At 51.0% G+C, this 19,593-nt stretch carries 15 protein-coding genes; 5 read left to right on the top strand and 10 right to left on the bottom strand.

The window, feature by feature from the left end; all coding sequences use genetic code 11:
- Positions 1–104: 104 nt before the first annotated feature.
- Positions 105–1,367 carry a beta-ketoacyl-[acyl-carrier-protein] synthase family protein gene (locus tag GI364_RS00820; protein ID WP_198851857.1) on the top strand — a complete coding sequence of 421 codons (1,263 nt, stop codon included), beginning with the start codon at positions 105–107 and terminating at the stop codon, positions 1,365–1,367.
- 141 nt (positions 1,368–1,508) lie between these two features.
- On the opposite strand, the gene GI364_RS24790 is transcribed toward GI364_RS00820, so the two are convergent.
- The 8 genes from GI364_RS24790 to GI364_RS00855 all read right to left on the bottom strand — a co-directional run bounded on the left by GI364_RS24790 (position 1,509) and on the right by GI364_RS00855 (position 10,313).
- Positions 1,509–1,760 carry a hypothetical protein gene (locus tag GI364_RS24790; RefSeq protein WP_233095960.1) on the bottom strand — a complete coding sequence of 84 codons (252 nt, stop codon included), beginning with the start codon at positions 1,758–1,760 and terminating at the stop codon, positions 1,509–1,511.
- A gap of 65 nt (positions 1,761–1,825) precedes the next feature.
- Positions 1,826–2,590, bottom strand: coding sequence for an SDR family oxidoreductase (locus GI364_RS00825; protein ID WP_233095961.1), 765 nt, complete (start codon positions 2,588–2,590; stop codon positions 1,826–1,828).
- 104 nt (positions 2,591–2,694) lie between these two features.
- Positions 2,695–4,473 (bottom strand): AMP-binding protein, encoded by a 1,779-nt coding sequence (locus GI364_RS00830; RefSeq protein ID WP_198851859.1) that lies wholly within the window; start codon positions 4,471–4,473, stop codon positions 2,695–2,697.
- A complete protein-coding gene (locus GI364_RS00835; RefSeq protein WP_198851860.1) occupies positions 4,463–6,181 on the bottom strand; it encodes a class I adenylate-forming enzyme family protein in 1,719 nt (572 codons plus the stop codon). Before GI364_RS00835 ends, GI364_RS00830 begins: the two co-directional genes overlap by 11 nt.
- Before the next feature lie 262 nt (positions 6,182–6,443).
- Complete coding sequence (locus tag GI364_RS00840; protein WP_198851861.1) at positions 6,444–7,694, bottom strand: sensor histidine kinase; 1,251 nt, start codon at positions 7,692–7,694, stop codon at positions 6,444–6,446.
- Positions 7,691–8,374: a response regulator transcription factor gene (locus GI364_RS00845; protein WP_198851862.1), complete on the bottom strand. Its 684-nt coding sequence runs from the start codon at positions 8,372–8,374 to the stop codon at positions 7,691–7,693. The genes GI364_RS00840 and GI364_RS00845 overlap by 4 nt, the downstream gene beginning before the upstream one ends.
- 413 nt (positions 8,375–8,787) lie before the next feature.
- Positions 8,788–9,912, bottom strand: coding sequence for a hypothetical protein (locus tag GI364_RS00850; RefSeq protein WP_198851863.1), 1,125 nt, complete (start codon positions 9,910–9,912; stop codon positions 8,788–8,790).
- A 122-nt stretch (positions 9,913–10,034) separates the two neighbouring features.
- On the bottom strand, positions 10,035–10,313 hold the full coding sequence (locus GI364_RS00855; protein ID WP_233095962.1) for a hypothetical protein: 279 nt from the start codon (positions 10,311–10,313) through the stop codon (positions 10,035–10,037).
- Positions 10,314–10,482: 169 nt separating this feature from the next.
- On the opposite strand from GI364_RS00855, the gene GI364_RS00860 reads away from it, so the two are divergent.
- Both GI364_RS00860 and GI364_RS00865 read left to right on the top strand, forming a co-directional pair.
- A complete protein-coding gene (locus GI364_RS00860; RefSeq protein WP_198851865.1) occupies positions 10,483–11,835 on the top strand; it encodes an MFS transporter in 1,353 nt (450 codons plus the stop codon).
- Positions 11,836–12,674: 839 nt separating this feature from the next.
- Positions 12,675–14,342, top strand: a complete 1,668-nt coding sequence (locus tag GI364_RS00865; protein WP_198850109.1) for an IS1182 family transposase — start codon at positions 12,675–12,677, stop codon at positions 14,340–14,342.
- Between the two features lie 204 nt (positions 14,343–14,546).
- Here the strand turns inward: GI364_RS00865 and GI364_RS00870 are convergent, their stop codons facing one another.
- Positions 14,547–14,801, bottom strand: coding sequence for a hypothetical protein (locus GI364_RS00870; RefSeq protein WP_198851866.1), 255 nt, complete (start codon positions 14,799–14,801; stop codon positions 14,547–14,549).
- Between the two features lie 74 nt (positions 14,802–14,875).
- The gene (gene aspA / locus GI364_RS00875) at positions 14,876–16,375 is read right to left on the bottom strand and encodes an aspartate ammonia-lyase (RefSeq protein ID WP_198851867.1); all 1,500 of its coding nucleotides are present in this window, start codon (positions 16,373–16,375) and stop codon (positions 14,876–14,878) included.
- A gap of 458 nt (positions 16,376–16,833) precedes the next feature.
- Here aspA and GI364_RS00880 point away from each other — a divergent pair, with 458 nt between their 5' ends.
- Both GI364_RS00880 and GI364_RS00885 read left to right on the top strand, forming a co-directional pair.
- Positions 16,834–17,973 (top strand): glycerate kinase, encoded by a 1,140-nt coding sequence (locus GI364_RS00880; protein WP_198851868.1) that lies wholly within the window; start codon positions 16,834–16,836, stop codon positions 17,971–17,973.
- 204 nt (positions 17,974–18,177) lie between these two features.
- A complete protein-coding gene (locus tag GI364_RS00885; RefSeq protein ID WP_198851869.1) occupies positions 18,178–19,542 on the top strand; it encodes an APC family permease in 1,365 nt (454 codons plus the stop codon).
- The last annotated feature ends 51 nt before the right edge of the window (positions 19,543–19,593 follow it).

A 19,593-nucleotide genomic window follows, 5' to 3' on the forward strand; every position in this document is an offset into this window, starting at 1 on the left:
TGGGCTGTGCAACTGTCCGGATGAGGGGTTCGTGTCCGATTTATGCTATGGTAAGAAGGAACTATTTTATACATATCGTTGGCGTCTCGAAAGGGGAATGAAGCATGTCGCAGGCTGTACAAATTGCGATAACCGGACTGGGCGCGGTTACTCCCTACGGGGCAGGAACATCCGCATTCTGGAACGGAATACTAGAAGGTAACTCCGTGACAACGAAAATGGAAGACGAGGAACTTGCTCGTTGGACACCGGTTGCGGCACAAGTTACGAATGTGGACTTCGAATCTTACTTAGGCCGAAAGACTGTTAAAGATACAGATAGGTTCACGCAGTTGGCCCTCGTCGCTGCACAGGAAGCACTGCGTGATGCAGATCTAATTGACTCGAGCCAAAACGTGAAGTCCCATATGGTAAAGGCAGACGATGTGGGGATTGCTCTGGGTTCGGCTTTTGGGGGTGTCCAGTCGCTGGAAGCGGGATCAGCCAAATTGGCACGATTAAACACTGCACGGGTCAGCCCTCGCATTGTCTCAAAGTCCATACCGAATGCTGCAGCCGCAGCCATTGCCAAGGAATACAGTTTTCGCGGTCCGGTTATGACATACGCGACTGCCTGTGCATCTGCCGCAAATGCAATTGGAGAATCGGTTCATTGGATCTTGCAAGGGAACGCCGAAGTGATTGTTGCCGGCGGGGCAGAGTGTCTCTTCACCCCATCGGTTTTGGCGGGTTTGCGGGCCGCAGGTGCTGTAGCCACAACGGGACCGGAGGATGTGCGTCAGTGGTCCCGGCCCTTCCATCGTGACAGAAAAGGCATGGTAATGGGTGAAGGATCGGCACTGTTGGTTCTGGAGACGTTGGAACACGCCAAAGCCCGCGGTGCCAAGGTCTACGGGGTACTGTCAGGATATGGTGCTTCCAATGATGCCTACCACGAGACTTCACCTCACCCTGAAGGGGCAGGCGGTTTGCTGGCTATGCAACGAGCCTTGCGGGGTGCCGGGTTGGACCCAGCAGATATTGATTATGTCAACGCTCATGCAACCGCAACACCAGCCGGGGACGCTGCAGAGTCGATCGCGCTGAGGACCTTGTTTGGAGACAACGTGGGGGCAACCCCTGTCAGTTCCATTAAGGGTGCTGTCGGTCATATGTTGGGTACGGCCGGTGCGATAGAAAGTATTGCTTGTGTCAAGGCATTGGAGACAGGATGGTTACCTCCGACGATAAATTGTGACATACCGGATGAGCTCGCTCCACCGGATATTGTCCCGCAGGCGCGACGCGCACCGGTGCGCCACGTAATGAGCAATTCTTTTGGATTCGGCGGACAGAACGGTGTGCTTATCTGGAGTCAGCCAGAATAGGTACTGTGGTTCGTGCATGGGCTTCTGCGGATGGTGGAGCCTTGGAGGCGAGGAATAAGCATCGCTCAGGTGCTTATTTGAGTTTTAATTGATGAATGGAGAAATATAAGCGCTTGTGGAGCGCTTATATACCAATTTTCTTTAGATTTCTCTCGTTTTCTGGCTAATAGGCTTCTCTGGAGCGCTTATTTGTGTCCGTGGTGCATGGTTTAGGTAAATAAGCGCTTGCCGAGAGCTTATTTGCCCGCTGGCTGCTCGCCCGCTGGCTGCCCGCTGCCCGCTGCTCGCTGGCTGCTCGCTGGCTGCTCGCTGGCTGCCCGCTGGCTGCTCGCCCGCTGCTCGCCCGCTGCTCGCCCGCTGCCCGCTGCCCGCCCGCTGGCCGGCGGCCGCCATCGCCGGTCGGCCGACTGGCTACCGCCGCCGACCGGCTTCAGCGGGATCGTCTGGGTGAGCGGGACTTATGGAACCTTCAACGTAAGGCCGCCGTCTAGACGAACAGACTGGCCGCGAATCATTTCAGCTTCAGGGGAACAGAGGAACAACGCTAAGTTAGCCACATCATCTGCATTGACCATGCGTGGATAAGGTAGTTTTTTCTCCATCTGTGCCCACGTTGTTTCTATATCAGGGAAGTTTTTCAATTCACCAGTTACGACAGCTCCGGCAGAAATGGCGTTTGCATTGATACGCTTGTCCGCCAGTTCGACTGCAAAATATCGAACAAGCGATTCCAGTGCAGCTTTGGATGCGCCGACGCTTGTGTAGTAGGGAAAAACGTGATCGGAACCGAACGAAGAAATGGCTAGCAAAGCACCGCCGTCCTTCATGAGCTTGGCAGCGTGTTGGGCACCGAGCAAGAACGCTCTCGCGTTAACGTCTTGTGTCCAGTCCCATCCTTTTATATCGAGATCCATCGCTTGTCGATTGCGGCTGGAAGCTGCATTGTGAATAAAAACGTCAAGTTGTCCAAATTTGGCACGAATTTCTTGGAACATGACTTGAATTCTATCTGGTTGCGTCAAATTAGCTTTGACCACCAATGCTTCCTGGCCAGCCTCTTCAACCATTCTCGCTGTTTCCTTTGCTCCCGCCGTATTGCGGAAACAGTGGACGGCAACATTGGCCCCTTCTTCTGCGAAACGGACGGCAAGTTTCTGCCCAATTCCGCGGGAACTCCCGGTAATACATACGACTTTTCCTGCATACCGCTGTACTGTTGTCACAGGCACACCTCGTTTCCGGTACTTAAATCCATCAAGCCGCTACATCATGTTAGGTCTTATGTCATATTTTCGAGGGGCGGCTTGTGTTGAACCAGTATACATGTTTATCGGCTTGGTAGAACACCCTCTTGTTCCAACTTTTTCTGAATTTCTTTACGCAGGACGAATTTTTGAATCTTCCCGCTGGGCGTCCTCGGGAAGTCGGCAACGACTTCCAACCGTTCCGGCCAGTCCTGCTGCCTGATGCCGTTGTTGCGCAGAAACTCTCGCATTTTATCAATGGTGAACCGTTCGTTAGACGATGAGGACAGCCATCCGCCTGCCGATGTGCCCGATGACCCGCCTGTCGATCCGCCTGTCGATCCGTTTGCCGATCCGTTTGTCAATCCGCTCCCCGCCCGCGCACCGGACCGTGCACTCTTTCTGAGGCTGACCAAGGCGCAGCCTACCTCGGCGCTGGGATCTGCGGGGTCCGCCATAGCGACTACTTGTGCGACAGCGACGTCGGGGTGTTCGTGGAGCAGGTTTTCCAGCAGAGTCACAGGAACCTGTTCACCGTGATGTCGAATGATATCGCTGCTTCTCCCAGCTAAACGAATGTATCCGTCTGAATCCATTACGGCTCTGTCACCTGTCTTGAACCAGTCGCCCACATACTGCTCACGTGTAAACTCAATTCTGTCCAGGTATCCGACAAACATTGCCGGGCCGCGGCACCACAAGTCTCCTTCTGTGTCCGCAGGACAGGGGTTGCCTTCCAGATTGACAACGCTCAGTTCCATGCCGGGACAAGGGTACCCGGCAGTATTGCAAAGCTTGTCTTCCGAGTCATCGAGATAGGTTAAAGTCACGAGACCGTTCTCTGACTGACCCCATCCTGCCAGAATGGTACACGGAAGTTTTTTTGCGGCTTCTTTGACCAGAGACGGCGGGACTGGGGCGCCGGCAGTGCAGAATGCGCGGAAAGAACTTAAGTCTCTGTCTTCAATGTCTTCTACATTAACGGCGTCAGACAAATACGGAGTGGCACCCATTGTAACGGACACACCGTCCTGTTCAATTCTGTCCAGGAATTCAGAGGCATTCCATTCATCCTGATAAATGGCCGTACAGCCGCAGTGCACTTGGATTCTTGCACCGTATAGAAATCCCGTCTGGTGAGCAAAAGTCGATGCCATGAATACGACGTCTTCACTGGTAATGTTCAGCCTCTCCTTAAAATACTCGGTAGAGACACACAACGAGTTGTGCGTGTGCATGACACCTTTTGGTTCGCCGGTGGTTCCTGAGGTAAACACAATTTCCGTGACATCGTTTGGATCCACATACAGCAGATCCAACTCTGCTTTGTCGTCCCGCTCTTCCCATGGTTCATCCATGAGTTTGCTGAAGGATTCCATGGGCTCGGGGACTTTGTCGCCGATAACCAGGACATGTTCCATCATTGGCCAGCCGTCTTTTAATCTGTCGACCATTGCCGTGAAATCAAAGCCGCCAAACTCATCTGGGATGACCAGCAGCTTTGATTTGGCAGCTTTGACCATATAGTCTATCTGTTCGTCTCGGTAAATAGGAATGAGAGGATTACTGATAGCACCAATGCGCGTTGCGGCAAAGTGCAAGATAACAAACTCATTCCAGTTTGGCAGTTGGAAGGAGATGACGTCATCGGGGACTACCCCCATGGCTTTGAGACCCAATGCAACTCTGTCTACTTGACGGGAGAGTTCACGAAAGGTGTAGCTGGATCTGCCGTCTGAAATGGCTGTTTTATCCGGTTGTGCTGCAGCTGATTCCTTGAGATAGTCAATAATAGTCTTGTTCGGCCAGCGTGACTTGTATTTGTCTATGAGTTCTGCCGTTAGCGTCGTTTCAAGATTCATACGTAACAACCTCCTCAGATTCTGCAATAAGCTGCAACAGGTGGCTGCGGCTAAGAGCGGATGTTTGTTTTTCTTTGGGCACCGTTACGAACGCGAGTCTGTCAGGTACTTGCCATGATGCGAGCCCTTTCTCCAATAAGTACAAACGCAAATCTTCCAGTGTTAGTTTTGCTGTCTCTGGACTCAGTACCAAATAGGCAAGAGTCCGTTTCCCGAGCGTTTTGTCAGGTATACCGATTACCGCAGCCGCATCAATCAGCGGGTGGGTGAGGCACATCGTTTCTACTTCTTTCGGATCAATTTTCGTGCCGCCCCGGTTAATCACCGCATCTCGGCGGCCCCTGTATCGGAACCGTCCTTCACTGTCCTGCTGCAGCAGGTCTCCCGAGTGGAACCAGCCGTCTGCATCCCACCGATTACGGGAAAACTCAGGCTGCTTGTAGTACCCGGCACTGAAACTAGGACCCTTGCACCACACCTCGCCAATCATGCCCTGCCTGACGGTGTCCCCTTTGTCATCCACCAGCTTAACCTGCATACCCGGAATGGCAGTACCTACTGTTTCGTTGACAGCTTCAACGGGGCTATCCGGTCGTGTTGCCGACGCAAGGAAGCCTTCACTCCAGCCAAACATGGCTCCAACTTTCCAGCCTGTGTCTCGCTGCAGTTGCTTCAAAGTATTTGTTGGAACGGGGGCTCCCGCGTAGAAAAACATTTTGGCTGAGGACACGTCTGCCTTCTGCAAGTGAGGCGATTCTGCGATGTGTATTAAGTGCGGCGGAGCTCCTACCATGTAACGGACCTGATACGATTCAATCCACTTCAACGTTGTTCGAACGGAAAAGCGATTTTGCAGCAGTATCCTGCCATTGCTTACAATCGGCATAGTCAGTCCGACCAGAAAACCGGTGAGGTGGTAGAGGGGGGCCAGACACAGCATCGCTTCTTCGGCTTCCAGACCGTATAAGTTGGCATAAGTCCGCGCTGCCCACAGGGTGTTTGCGTGTAAGTGGACAATTCCCTTCGGCCGGCCTGTCGTACCAGCGGTAAATACCATGACAAAGGGACTCAGAGCCTGGGGCCGATTTTCATTCTCGGCTGTCGGAGCAAGCTTCTTGCCGCTCAACTTGGCCCCGGTGTAAGACAACACACGGACTCCAGTGACATCACCGCTGGCGTCATCATGGCGGGTGTCATCCAGGTTGTCAGCACTGTGTTGCTCACTGCGGTTGTCGTCCCGGATGAGAATGGTCTCTAGGTGCGGCAAGTCAGGAGCCATGGTTATGGCTGTCTGGGCGACATCGTGGCCTTTGATATTGTCTGCCACAATCAATACGGAGGCTTCAGCCAGGTGGAGGCTGTCTTTGATGGCTTGGGAACCGAGATCGGCCTGGAGAATCACTGCAATTGCCCCAATCCGTGCTGCCGCAAACACAGCAACGACGAAATCCAGTGACGTGGGGAGTTGAATAGCGACCTTGCTGCCTCTATGTATGCCGAGCTCCAGCAAAACAGTGGCAACAGATTCCGCTTCTTGCCACAATTCCTTGTTGCTAAGCGTGCGGCTGTCGTCCCCATGCATGAGATGCGGGTATGCCTGAACGTTTTGCGCAAAGACATCCACAAATGTCTCCTCCGGCCAGGTCCCTGTGTCCAGCCAATTTTGTGCTTCCTCCATGTTTAGCACACTTCCGGGAAATAAGTCCATTTTATCCCTCCTGTCACGAGTGATATTCTTACCGATTTCGCTGACAAAGTACGGGCTCCATTCCCCTATTATATCGAAAGAACAACTATAGTTCGAATATTCGGTGACAATTGATAGTTGTGGTATGCATCAGCCGACCGGGGTCATGGGCTGACAGGGCAGCGATGGTAGGGAGTGGCCCACCTGGACAATCGGTTGGCAGGGCAGCGATGGGAACGGCTGACGGTTGTGACGGCAGCTGTTCAATGAGGGCATCCGGTGCTTAGAGCACAACGGTCACCGTTGTGCCTTTGTCCGGAGTGCTGGTGAGGGAGATGTCTCCGCCGTGAGCGTCCACAATCCACTTGGCGATGGAGAGGCCTAATCCGCTGCCGCCGGTCTTTCGTGATCGGGCCTTGTCAGCACGGTAAAATCGATGAAAAACATTTGGAATATCCGCTTCATCAATGCCAATCCCGGTATCCTCTACAGTCACTTCAATGCCCTTGCCGCGGCGGTTGCACACGACATGAATCTTGCCGCCGGGGCGATTGTACTTCACTGCATTGTCCAAAAGGATATAGAGTAACTGCCGAAACCGCTCGTCGTCCAGTTCTGCAGTGAGGGGGCGATGACATTCCAACGAGATCCCGATATCTTCACTTTTGCAAAGGGGCACAAAATTATCTATGGTCTTATCCAGCACCTCAGGAACAGACACCTGGTGCTTTTCAATTTGGATTGCATTTGAATCGCCCCTCGACAAGGTCAACAGGTTGTCCACCAGCCGTGATACACGCTTTGCCTCCTGATAGATACTGCCAATTTTCTCCGACTCTTCATCGATTGTCTTGTCTGGATTATGCAGGAGCATCTCAGCTCGGGCCTGAATTGCCATGAGCGGCGTGCGCAGTTCATGGGATGCATCAGCTACGAATTGTGTTTGCCTGTCCCAAGACTTTCGAATGGGAATCAGGGCTCTGTCGGCTAACATGAAGCCGATAAAAACGGATAATGCTGCCGCAATCACCGTGCCCAAAATCAAGAGGAACAGCAAGTTATGCAAAGTAGAACGCAGTTGGTCTTCGTTGCGCACAAGCTGGAGAATGAGATGCCGTTTGTTGACGATGACGGCTGCGTTGATCACACGGTAGTAGTGTCCGTCAAAGCTGATTGTCAGGTGGTTGTCGTTCAAATGGGATTTCAATACCTCAACTTGATTGGATGAGGCAAAGAGGGGCTGTTTGGAAATCAGGTGCCCTTTTTTGTTCCATAGAAACATAGCCAAGGGAGCACGCATTGCCCCCTGACTCGTTTGTGTACTCAGCGTATCGCCGCGAATCAATTTTTTTGGAATCCGTCCTGCTTCCAGCGCTCGAGTCATGGGCCTGGCTTGTGCAGTCATATTTTTGTCGAAATCCTTGTACGATTTGTTCAACATGAAACCGTATAGAATGGAACCCAGAATCAGCAAAACAACGAAGATGAGGACGGATGTAAGTAGTGTGAATTTGAAGCGAATTCGCGCAATCATGAGGACGGCTCCCGAAGGATAAAGCCGACGCCGCGCTTGGTCACCAGATACGCATCTGCTCCCGCTTGCGCCAGCTTTTTGCGGATATAGTGAATGTAGACGTCCACTACAGATTCCCCTGAATCAGAATCGAATCCCCAAATTCTGCTGAAAATCTGGTCCCGTGTAACTATTCTTCCCTGGTTTCGTACCAAAAACTCCAATACTTCATACTCTTTGCCTCGTAAATTCAAGGGTGTTCCATCAACATAACCTTCCAGTGTATCGATATACAGAAGTAGGCGGCCGCAGCCTAATCGGTTGTTCTCATTACTGTAGCCTGCGTTTCTGCGAAGTAAGGCCCGTACTCTGGCCAGCAATTCCGTCACGGCGAAGGGCTTGACCAGATAGTCGTCAGCTCCCACATCCAGACCCCGAACCCTGTCCGTCACACTGTCTTTGGCGGTGACCAGCAACACGGGTGTTGTAACGCCTTTTGCTCGGAGTTCTGTCACCAGCGAAAGGCCGTCCAGTTCGGGGAGCATGATGTCGAGGACAACGAGATCGTAAATAGCTTCCCCGGCTTTCCACAGTCCGTCGAGTCCGTCTACCGCCTCATCTGTATCATAAAGGTCTTCTTGAAGTGCTTCGCAAATGATTGCACGAATCGTTGCATCGTCTTCAACTACAAGAATTTTCATTCCGAATCCTGCCTTTGTCGCACTCATTATCCTCATTATAAGAGATAGCGGGGCAAGGGTCACACCTTGGCTCGACTCTCCCTTTTTTCGAGGCTGTCGATTGGGTTGTTTGGCTGTCTGACGCTTTGGTTAATGATAACCAGCTTAGACGACAAACTTTAGGATAGTCTTAAACCACATTTCTTATTGGGCGGCGCCGGCCATGGGCAACAGGCAACGCGAAACAGGCAGCGCAAAACAGGCAACGGGAAATCAAAATATACTAAAACAGACTGCCTGCAGCGCACAGACTTCGGTAGAAGTCCAGAGCATGCGCTGTGGCAGCCTGTCTTTTGAATCTATGTGAAATTCGGGGGATACCTCTCCTCTAAGCTATTTGAAATGGGCAGAGAGTGAAGAGAGGTGAGATAAACTCAATCTCCCGAATTGAACTGAAACTTTACGTTGCCGGAGCCTTTCAGACTGTGGCCGAGCAAGCTGCCCGAGAGCATTCCCCATGCTCCTGTGTTCGAGTTCAAGTTAAAATTGTCGTCAGATGACTTCTGGCTGTCGCTCGTCTTGGTTGATGTCTTGCTGGACTCCTGTTCCTGATTTTGCCCAGTTTGATTGTCTTCGGTCGTTGCCTGGACAGTGCTCTGAACCGTATTTACGATGCTAGAAGTTACGGTATTAGCGCCGGCTGATGTCTTCGTTCCTGTGTGAGTCGAGGCGCTTGTGCTGCCGGATGCGGTCGATCCCGATGTCGATCCGCTTGCACTTTGCTTTGAGAAAGCCTGATTGCTGGCTTGGAGCGCACTCGTTACGCTCTGCAGCTTGGAAACCGCCGTTTTCATTGCTTGTGTCTTTTGTTTCAGGCGCGCATCTGCGTTGTCAATGGCCTGAATTGCGTTTGTCAGATGTCCGTCTTTTTGGAATGTGGCACCGGATGCTGCATTTTTCATTTCCGAGAGCTGAGCTTTCGCTGCCTGTCTCAAAGTCGAAATAATCTGCTGGGCCTGGGTCACTGCTGTACTTAATCCTGATGTATTCCCCATTGAAACAGCTTGTTCAACTTGTGCAATATAGGCGTGCAGTGCCTGAATGAGTTGCTGGTGTTCTGCCTTATCGAGCTTTTGGTTAACATGCAGTTGGTTGATTGCCTTATGCAAGTCCGCAACAGCTTGCATGTGCTGGGTATGTTTGGCTTGTGCAGCCGCTTTCTGGTTCATCCCATTATTTGAATTTCCATGGGCTTTTGTTTGACCACTGTTACTGCTTGTATTCTGTGTATTTACGGAGACATTGCCGTCTGTGTTAGTTTGTGCCTTCATGTTGAAGTCTCCAGCTTTGAAAGAGCCTTTTCCGTTCATATGGAAATCTGCTTTCATTTTTCCTGAGTGATCCAATCCCAGCCCATGTCCGCGCAGGATACCCAATCCCTGGCCCTGACCGTGGCTATTGTTGCCCTGGCCGTGTCCGTTATCGGCTGCAAAAGCTACAATAGGCGAGAACATCAGGGCAGCGACAGCTCCAGTTGCAAGAAGTTTTGATCTTTTCATAATGAAATTCCTCCCTTTTTCCAATTTCGTCCCAAACCTGCGGCTTGCTTCGAGGGACAGTGAATTTTTTTAATTCTTCTTGTACTTTCTGCATGTCTTCGGAGTTGTTCTATGCCGGAAATCTAGTGCAACTGGTTCACCGAGTTCACCAGCTTATTGACGGTGGATTGAGCTTTTCCAACCTGAGCTTTTGAGACTTTCGGACTTACGCCTTTGGCCGAAACCTTGGCGTCACTCTGCGAAACGCTGTTGCTGTTGTTTTTAGTCGTTGCGGTGCTCGCACTGCCCGAACTCCCTGGTTGATTAATAGCGTTGGCTTCCTGCTTCGAATCACACGCTGTCAATACTGTTAGTGATGAAATCAACACGGCTGCAACTACGATTCCTCTTCGCATCTTCACAACCCCTTCACCCTTCCTGTCTAGAAATAAGGTTTCGGCAAACTTGTATGTTTTCTGTCGGTAGTAGGCTGGATTTTTTCGGCAAGTCATGAATTGGATGCAAAGATTGTTCCATACGCGGGCACCATGAGTTTGAGCCAGATAGGATAGGTGGAAGGAGTCGAGAGCTATGCCTGTAAAGCGTGCCGTTGTTCGCTCCGGGTCAAAGGGAACAAGTATCGAAGATGCACCATTAACGCCTTTTCATCAAAGACTTACAGTGTATTCTTCGGGCGGTCCGTTTCTTGATGGATATACACTTAGCATTATCGGTGTCGCTCTCACACAATTGGGTCCGCAGTTAAATCTCGGTCCCGTCTGGAGCGGTTTGATTGGTGCCTCCGCATTAGTGGGATTATTTATTGGAGGCTTCTTTGGCTATCTGACCGATCTCGTCGGCCGCCAAGTCATGTACACCATCGACCTCATGGTGTTCATCGTGGGTTCCGTCTTGCAGATGTTCATTACCAATGCTCCTGAATTGTTTACTTTGCGGCTCATCCTCGGGATTGCAGTAGGGGCCGATTACCCCATTGCAACATCCCTGCTTGCAGAATTCGCGCCCAAGAAATACCGCGGCGGTATGCTTGGCATGCAGATTCTAGCCTGGTACGTCGGTGCTACAGCAGCCTATATTGTAGGCGGGATACTGGCCTATTACGGCGGAATGAATGCCTGGCGCTGGATGCTTGGAAGTAGTGCTGTCCCTGCATTGGTCTTGGTATTCATGCGGTGGGGTACACCAGAATCACCCCGCTGGTTGATGAGTAAAGGAAGACAGAAAGAGGCAGACAAAATTGTGAAGGATGTCTTTGGCGATCACGCCAATGCACACGATATTGTTGAAGATACTGGTGAAACATCCTTTGGTACCGTGTTTTCCAAAGGCTACTTAAACAGAATTCTGTTTGTCGGCTTGTTTGAAATGCTGCAGGTCGCCCCCTTGTTTGCACTCTACACGTTTGGACCGCAGGTTCTCAAAGCCTACGGTGTAACCTCCGGGAGTTTCGCGAACTTAGGACTGATTGTTATCAGCATTTTGTTTCTCATTGGCTGTATTCCAGCCCTGTTTCTAGTGAACAAACTCGGCCGCAGGCCCATGATAATCTGGTCTTTTGCGCTCATGACCTTCGGGATTTTCTTACTTGGCATCTTTCCCAAAGGACCAACGTGGATTGTATTCTTCGGATTTTTGGTATACGCCTTCTTCTCTGGCGGACCCAATGTACTTGACTGGATCTACCCAAATGAGATCTTCCCAACAGAAGTACGCGGAACGGCAGTTGGAATCGCAACATCTATCAGCCGTATCGGAGCCTTTCTCGGCACCTTTGTGCTCCCCATCGGACTTGCCAGAATAGGGATCGGTCCAACCATGTTAATCGGAGCCGCAGTCACTTTCGCAGGCCTGCTCATCTCCATCTTCATGGCACCAGAAACAACCAACAAAACGTTGATTGAGGCAAGCTCGGTTGACGAGTAAGACTGAGGCAGCCAGCGGTCCTCTTGAGTAGGCCAGAGGCAAAGGAAGGAAGGGCAAAGGAAGGAGAAGCATAAGGAGGAGAAGCATAAGGAGGAGAAGCATAAGGAGGAGAATAAACGGATTTTCCGTTTATTTCCTTTCCAAGGCACAAATGCAGCAAAATCGAGTTAGGAAATCCGCGTAAATAGGGGCAAGCAGCAGAACGGTTGGCAGTGGAGGCTCCCAGTTCAAGCGAGGTCGTTCCGATACCGTTTGTTAATGATCCTTTTGCGCACTATCAACGTCCTCGCCAAAAAATAGTGATCTTTCCAGTCACTATTCCAGTGGACAGTCTCAAATAGGGATCCCATTGATCCCTATCCCCCACAGTCCCAGGTAGACCTCCCGATATTAGTGTCCATTCATGACACTAATATCTTGGACAACTGGCATTAGGGATCATTGCGATCACAATCACATCATCACTTCGGCAATAGGGATCTTTCGGGTCACTAACCGCCTCAGTTACACCCACTACTAGAGCACTCCGTTCACAAATCCGCCACAAATGGGTACCTGAAGTGGTGGGATGTGACCAGGCTGTGACGAGACTGTGACCAGATTGTGGCGAGGGGTGGTCCCATGAAGCTGGTCAGCACAAATAGCGATCCCTGGGATGCTTATACGGGATTGGGGCTATTCGCCCGCACAAATAAGCTCCTGCCAGAGACTGTCGATGAACTAGATAGGATAAGAGTCTCCAATTTTTGAATTTAACTCGTTATATCTTGATATTTATCCATAATTCGCTTGTTTTCGTGTATAATTGAATTATCAAAAAACAAGCGGGAGTTGGAGATATGAGCGGGGTTAAGTACAAGAACTTTGAGCAGGCTTCCTTCGAAGACCTAATGGTGTACTCGGCGATACCACCTCACCCATTCTGGGATATGGTGGCGAAACACATTGACTTTTCCTTCGCAAATAAGCTGTGTGCTCCTTTGTACTCGCCGCTCGGCCAGCACCCCTACGCCCCGTCGTTGAAACTGAAAATCCATCTCATACAGCGATACTACAATATTTCCGACCGAGAGATGGAATTAAAGATCGTCGGTGACATCTTTATCAAGCGATTCTTGGGTGTTCCGGTTTCGCTCGCCAAATTTGACCATAGCACAATTGCATTAGACAGGAGTCGACTTGGGGCGGACATATTTCATGCCTGTCATATGAACATCCTTGCTCAAGCCCTAAACCACGGTATGTGGGGCCAAGACGATGACCGTTGGTTGGTGGATGCGTTCCACACCTATGCCAATGTTGCCGCGCCAAGTACATACGAGCTTATTCAACAGGCTGCCCAAAAGCTTGTACGTCACCTGAAACGTAGGAGCCCAGCACATTATGCACAACTGAAAGCAGACATGGATGTGGGGGTGTTCTTCCGCAAGCTCAAACGTGATGTTCGGGGGACTGAAAGGAATCTCGCCTTCAGTAACCTATGCGTTTTAGGGTTTGGATTGGTGGCATGGATGAAACGCACAGAGGCTGACGAGGGGGTTACAAAATGGGAAGACCCCAGTGAACAGGAGACGGCAGAGCAACAATGCGAGGTGCTGCTGCGCATTTTGCGTGAAAATGTGGACTCAAAGGAACAGGATGAGGACTCATCCGGTTCATCTGACAGCAGTGGACCACAGAATAGAGGCTTTCAATACGCTGAACTGGGTCAAAAGGAGAAACCCGCCGACCGCGTAGTCAGTGCCCATGACCCAGAGGTACGTATAGGGCACAAATCCAAGAAGCTGGCGTTTCTGGGTGACAAGACGCAAGTAGTGGAATCTGCAAGCTCTCACTTAGTCCTCAATGCAGAGCCGATCCCTGGTAATGAAGCGGATGGGGTTACACTGGAAAACGTGGTGAAGACGGTCGTGGAGCAGTTCGACAAACGCCCCAAGGAAGTGGTGGCAGACGCAGCTTACGGAAGCGGGGAGAATCGCGATAAACTTGTCAACGGGTTACACATTCATCTGACCGCACCATTGACTAAAGTCACCAACCCTTCTGGCAAGGCATTTCGAACGGAGGACTTCACATATTTACCGGAAGATGACGTGGTCGTGTGTCCTGAAGGGCAGAGATCGGTTCGCAGGACTCACATTAAGAAATCTAAGGGTTCGCAATATGGATTTGCCGAACAAGTTTGTGGACAATGTTCTCTACGTGGGCAGTGTACCGACCATGCCAAAGGTCGCACTGTATTTGTAAGTGACTATTGGGCACTGCTGCAAGAGGCAAAGAAGTATAATGCGAGCGCGCAAGGGCAAGAGGCGTTACGAGCTCGGTACGAAATTGAGCGCACCAATAACGAGATGAAACGCCACCACGGGCTCGAAAGACCGCGAACCCGTGGCCGAAAGAAATTGCGAATTGACGTCAAAATTACGTCCATGGTCGTCAACGTCAAAGTCATGGTAAAGACCCTGGTGGAACGTTGTAAACCGTTAGAGGCCCCCGTCTGCTCTTAGAAGAAAGCGAGAGTAAAAAATGGAGGGATTGACAGTGGAAATCCCACGATTTCTGTTACTGACAACCAAAAATATACCATTTGCATCCAATTCCTTTGAAAAAATTCCCTAACGAAGGAAAACAGGAGCCTTACAGCTCCTGTTAATAGACTGTCTCTGCCAAGTGCTTAAGTACCCCAAAGGGTGTCGAATCCTGAGACAAACTTAGAAATAAGCTTGTCTCAGGAGTTTATTTGGGTGGTCAGACCCTGATTTTAGACGATAAGCGCTTCTCGGATCTCTATTTCCCAGCCCTCCCGCTCCAGCGCTGGCCTCCGGCTCCAGCCCTCCGGCTCCAGCGCTGGCCCCCGAAGCTTTTGCCCGTCGGTCCCAGACCTCTGCAGTCGCTTTGTCTCCGCCCCCGGCGTCCCCCAGCGCCCCCAGCGCCCCCAGCAACCCAGCAACCCAGCAACCCAGCAACCCAGCGCCCCACCTCGAGCCTTCCCCTCGTCACACTCCAGCCCTCCGATTCCGGCCCCGTCCTTCCCCAGTGCCTACACCGGCCTTCCGCCTGCATCTGGAGATGCATCTCCAGATGCGCCGGCGATGCCAGGGTGCGTCATGGCGAACACGTCCAAAATCTGATTCAACTGTTCCTCACTCAAAATTCCGTCTCGCAGACACAAGTCGCGCACAGACTCTCCCGTGGCGATGGCTTCATGCGCCAGTCGAGAGGCAGTTTCGTAGCCAATGTGCGGGTTGAGGGCAGTGATGATTCCTACACTGTTATCCACATACTCCTTGCATCGCGCTTCGTTCGCTTCCATTCCCTCAATGGCATAGCTTCGAAATACTGTCGCAGCTTGCGTCATGATGTTGATGCTCTCAATCAGGTTGAACACGAGCACGGGTTCCATCACGTTCAGTTCCAATTGGCCCGCGCCTGCAGCGTGTGTGACAGTCGCATCATTTCCAATCACTTGAAACGCTACTTGGTTTACAACTTCGCAGATAACGGGATTGACTTTGCCTGGCATGATGGACGATCCCGGTTGTCTCTCCGGCAACCGAATCTCCGCAAACCCTGCCCTCGGTCCGGAAGCCAGGAGGCGTAAATCGTTGGCGATTTTGGAGAGGCTGACCGCGCAGACCTTTAAAGCTGATGAGAGTTCCGTGTAGGCATCCGTGTTTTGTGTAGCGTCAACCATGTCGCGTGCTGAAGTGAGGGGGAAGCCGGTGTTTTCAGCCAGAAGCTGCGACACGCGCCGGATGTACCGTAAGTCTGCATTGAGTCCGGTTCCGACCGCAGTGGCACCCATGTTAATCGTGTACAGGTTGCTTTGTGTTGCACGGATACGGAGAATGTCTCGATTCAACACTTCAGCGTATGCCTTCAACTCCTGCCCCAGGCGAATTGGGACGGCGTCCTGAAGGTGTGTGCGGCCAAGTTTGATGACGCCGTCGAAGGCTTCTGCCTTTTTGTAAAAGGCATCGCGCAAGCTTGTCAAAGCCGACAAAAGTTTCTGTAACAAAGTCAACAGAGCAATATGTGTGGCTGTCGGGAAGGAATCGTTGGTGGATTCGCTCATGTTCACATGGGTGTTGGGACTAATAATGGTGTAGTCGCCTTTCTGTCCGCCAAGGAGTTCAATCGATCGGTTTGCCAGAACCTCGTTTGTGTTCATGTTGATGGACGTGCCGGCGCCGCCTTGAATCGGATCGACCAGAAAATGGTGGTGCCACTGACCGCCGATGACCTCGTCAGCCGCTTGCACAATGACATTTCCAATCCGCCGCTCAAGTAAACCCAGTTCCATGTTAGCAAGGGCAGCACAGCGCTTGACGATAGCCATGGACTGAATCAAAATCGGATGAAGTCGATATCCGGTTATTGGGAAGTTCTCCACAGCACGCATCGTTTGAATACCGTAATAAGCCTCCTGAGGCAACTGCTTGCTGCCGAGAAAATCACGTTCAATTCGCGTACTGGTATTGCCAGCGTTATTTCCGTTGGAACCTCTGCCGTGAGGATAACTCGCTTCTCCAAAATCCATGTGTCGACACGCCTTTCCCTAAGGTTCGAGCCTAACAGTATATATTTTCAGCTCCGGCTCAATCCCAATCCCAATCCCAATCTCAATCCCAAACTCAATATCAATATCAATATCAATATCAATATCAATATCAATATCAATCTCAATCTCAATCTCCAAATTGCTGCGTTAAGCACTTATAGTGTGGTTGATGAAGATTGATGTATGCATCGCCGACGACTTCCAGGCAAGGATATGAAATTGTTTGACAGGCAAGCGTATGAAATTGCCCAAACAGTGGAGTTGAAGGTCGAATTGCCGCCATACCAGAGCGAGTGAACCAGAGTTCGGGTACAATCCAAAGAGAAGCAATCTGATTCTCAATGATAGGGCTAATGCCTGAATGTAACCGGTTTTCTATAATGAATCCAATCCAACAGCACAGAGCCATCAGAACGAATGAGTAGGAAGTGAAGCGTGTGAAAGTCGTTATTGCGCCAGACTCGTTTAAAGGAAGTCTCACTGCCTCCCAAGTTGCAAACACCATTCAGAGAGCGTTTATCGCCGTTATGCCGGACGCATCGGTTGTGACGGTACCGATGGCAGACGGAGGAGAGGGGACATTGGATGCCCTCATCAACGCGACAAACGGCAAGAAGGTTGCTTGTACCGCACAGGGGCCACTGATGCATCCGGTTTCGACTCATTTCGGCGTGTTGGGGGACGGGGTAACAGCTGTCATTGAAATGGCACAAGTATCAGGGTTAACGATGGTGCCGAAAGATCAGCTGAATCCTGAGTACACCTCCACTTACGGGGTTGGAGAACTGGTCACGCGTGCTCTGGACGAGGGCTACAGGAAGTTTGTCATTGGCGTTGGCGGCAGCGCTACAAACGACGGAGGTCTGGGACTGCTTCAGGCACTCGGCGGGAGGTTTCTTGATGCACAGGGGCGCAACGTATCTCCCGTTGCAGGATCTCTATTCCAGATTCAGCATGTAGATTTGAGCGGACTTGACAGTCGGCTGCAAGAAAGCAAAATCTCCATTGCCAGCGACGTCGAGAATCCGCTGTGCGGGTCAAATGGTGCATCCGCTGTGTTCGGTCCGCAAAAGGGTGCGACACCTCATCAAGTGAAAACACTGGATGCCGCATTGTCTCACTACGCTGGACTTGTCGAAGAGAGCCTGGGGAAATCGTTGCAAGACTTGCCCGGTGCGGGTGCTGCGGGGGGAATCGGATTTGCCTTGATGGCACTCGGAGCTGTCTTTGCGTCAGGCGGAAAATTAGTTGCATTCACGGCAGGCTTGGATAAGCAATTGGAAGGGGCCGACTACGTAATTACGGGCGAAGGACAAACAGACAGCCAAACTCTGTTTGGCAAGGTCCCGTATGTCGTGGCCCAGCTTGCACAGGCACAAAAGGTTAAACCCATATTGCTCTCAGGCAGCTTAGCCGAGACCGCAGGTGAAAGCTTTCATCGGCTCAAGGAAACATTTGTCAGTATTCATTCCATTCTATCAAGGCCGATGACGACAGCCGAGGCAATGGCCGATGCAGAATCGCTTCTTTACACAAGTGCCTGGAATCTTGCGAAGCTTCTTGCTCTAACGTACTGACGATAAGATGCTTACGGTTCTTTTCTTCAACCTGTACAGGATTCGTGATATAGTATTTTGAAAATTGCATATATACCTAAAGAGAGACTGAAGACAAGGGTAGGGTAGTTTGGTTAGGACATGGCAAGTGCAACTGGTGCAGACAGGAAACAGCGCGATGAACAGGTCCTAACAAAACAAATTGGCGAGGAGGTATGTGGTTCTATGACTACGCAACCAACGGATGTCTCAGTGGAGAAGTATGGGTATAAGCAGGAATTGAAGAGATCGCTAAGCTTTTGGGACCTTCTGGTCTATGGATTAATTTTTATGGTTCCTATTGCTCCGATGGGAATTTACGGACAGGTGGTCACAACAGCCAACGGCATGGTGGTGTTTGCCTATTTTGTTGGCGTGGTCGGAATGATCTTTACGGCTTTCAGTTACTTTCGGATGTCGGAGGCGTTTCCGATAGCGGGATCGGCGTACGCGTACGTACAACGCGGATGGAATCCATACATCGGTTTTATGGCTGGCTGGATGATTCTAATGGACTACATTTTGATTCCGGCGCTGTTGTACTTAGTATCCGGTACCTGGTTGGCACAACTGGTTCCGGGCATCCCAATTTGGGGCTGGATTATTATTTTTGTGGGAATCAACACTATCATCAATATCCGCGGGATTGAAATGACAAACAAGGCCAACTGGGTCATGTTGATCCTCGAGGTCGGTATTTTTGTTCTCTTCTGCGTTATGGCGTTCGCATTTGTTGCCGCAGGAAAAGACGGTACGTCCTTCACCATGAATCCAATTATTAATCCCCATAAATTCAGTATGAGTATGGTTGGCGCCGCAACCTCTGTGGCTGTGCTCAGCTTCTTGGGCTTTGACGGTATCAGTACATTGTCCGAAGAGACGGTGGGCGGCAAGTCTACCGTTGGGAAGGCAACCGTCTGGTCTTTGATTATAGTCGCATTCTTTTTTATGATACTAACTTACCTGGCTGCTGTGGCGTATCCTCATTACAATCAGTTTCCAGACCCCAGCGTCGCCTTTTACTATGTGGCTCAAAAAGTCGGAGGCACCTGGCTCAAGATTTTGACACTGGTTGTTACGGTAGCCGCCTGGGGCATTGCTGACGCACTCGCCGCGCAAGCTGCCATTTCACGCCTTTTGTTCAGCATGGGCCGGGACCGAATGCTGCCAAAGTTTCTCTCAAAAGTACACACCAAGTACAAAACACCGTATGCGTCCACTCTGCTGGTTGGTGCGGTGTCCATCATTGTCAGTCTCGTCATGACCATTGGAAATCTGAGCAGGTTAGTGAACTTCGGTGCTCTGACCACGTTTATGGCGTTGAATCTGACCGTCATGATTTATTTCATGGGGAAGAAGAAGAGCAAGCACTGGTGGAAGCACCTCATCATGCCTCTGGTTGGGTTCTTTATTCTGCTCTACGTATGGCTCAATTTTGATAAGCTGACGTTCTACCTGGGGACATCCTGGTTTGTCGTCGGGTTGATTGTACTCGGCATTGCAACCAAGGGCTTTCGTTCCATGCCGCAAGGGTTAAAGCTTGACGCCTAGGAGTCAACACCCTGCGGCGAAGTACACGCGGCTGTACGAAGCGGTGAGCAG

Origin of the sequence: Alicyclobacillus sp. SO9 (assembly GCF_016406125.1) — a bacterium.
GTDB lineage: Bacteria > Bacillota > Bacilli > Alicyclobacillales > Alicyclobacillaceae > SO9.

Excerpts from the sequence above, each read along its gene's own strand:
- GI364_RS00830 (WP_198851859.1), bottom strand. The coding sequence starts at position 4,473 with ATGAATCTTGAAACGACGCTAACGGCAGAACTCATAGACAAATACAAG.
- GI364_RS00820 (WP_198851857.1), top strand. The coding sequence starts at position 105 with ATGTCGCAGGCTGTACAAATTGCGATAACCGGACTGGGCGCGGTTACT.
- GI364_RS00860 (WP_198851865.1), top strand. The coding sequence starts at position 10,483 with ATGCCTGTAAAGCGTGCCGTTGTTCGCTCCGGGTCAAAGGGAACAAGT.
- GI364_RS00850 (WP_198851863.1), bottom strand. The coding sequence starts at position 9,912 with ATGAAAAGATCAAAACTTCTTGCAACTGGAGCTGTCGCTGCCCTGATG.
- aspA (WP_198851867.1), bottom strand. The coding sequence starts at position 16,375 with ATGGATTTTGGAGAAGCGAGTTATCCTCACGGCAGAGGTTCCAACGGA.
- GI364_RS00885 (WP_198851869.1), top strand. The coding sequence starts at position 18,178 with ATGACTACGCAACCAACGGATGTCTCAGTGGAGAAGTATGGGTATAAG.
- GI364_RS00835 (WP_198851860.1), bottom strand. The coding sequence starts at position 6,181 with ATGGACTTATTTCCCGGAAGTGTGCTAAACATGGAGGAAGCACAAAAT.
- GI364_RS00845 (WP_198851862.1), bottom strand. The coding sequence starts at position 8,374 with ATGAAAATTCTTGTAGTTGAAGACGATGCAACGATTCGTGCAATCATT.
- GI364_RS24790 (WP_233095960.1), bottom strand. The coding sequence starts at position 1,760 with ATGGCGGCCGCCGGCCAGCGGGCGGGCAGCGGGCAGCGGGCGAGCAGC.
- GI364_RS00840 (WP_198851861.1), bottom strand. The coding sequence starts at position 7,694 with ATGATTGCGCGAATTCGCTTCAAATTCACACTACTTACATCCGTCCTC.
- GI364_RS00865 (WP_198850109.1), top strand. The coding sequence starts at position 12,675 with ATGAGCGGGGTTAAGTACAAGAACTTTGAGCAGGCTTCCTTCGAAGAC.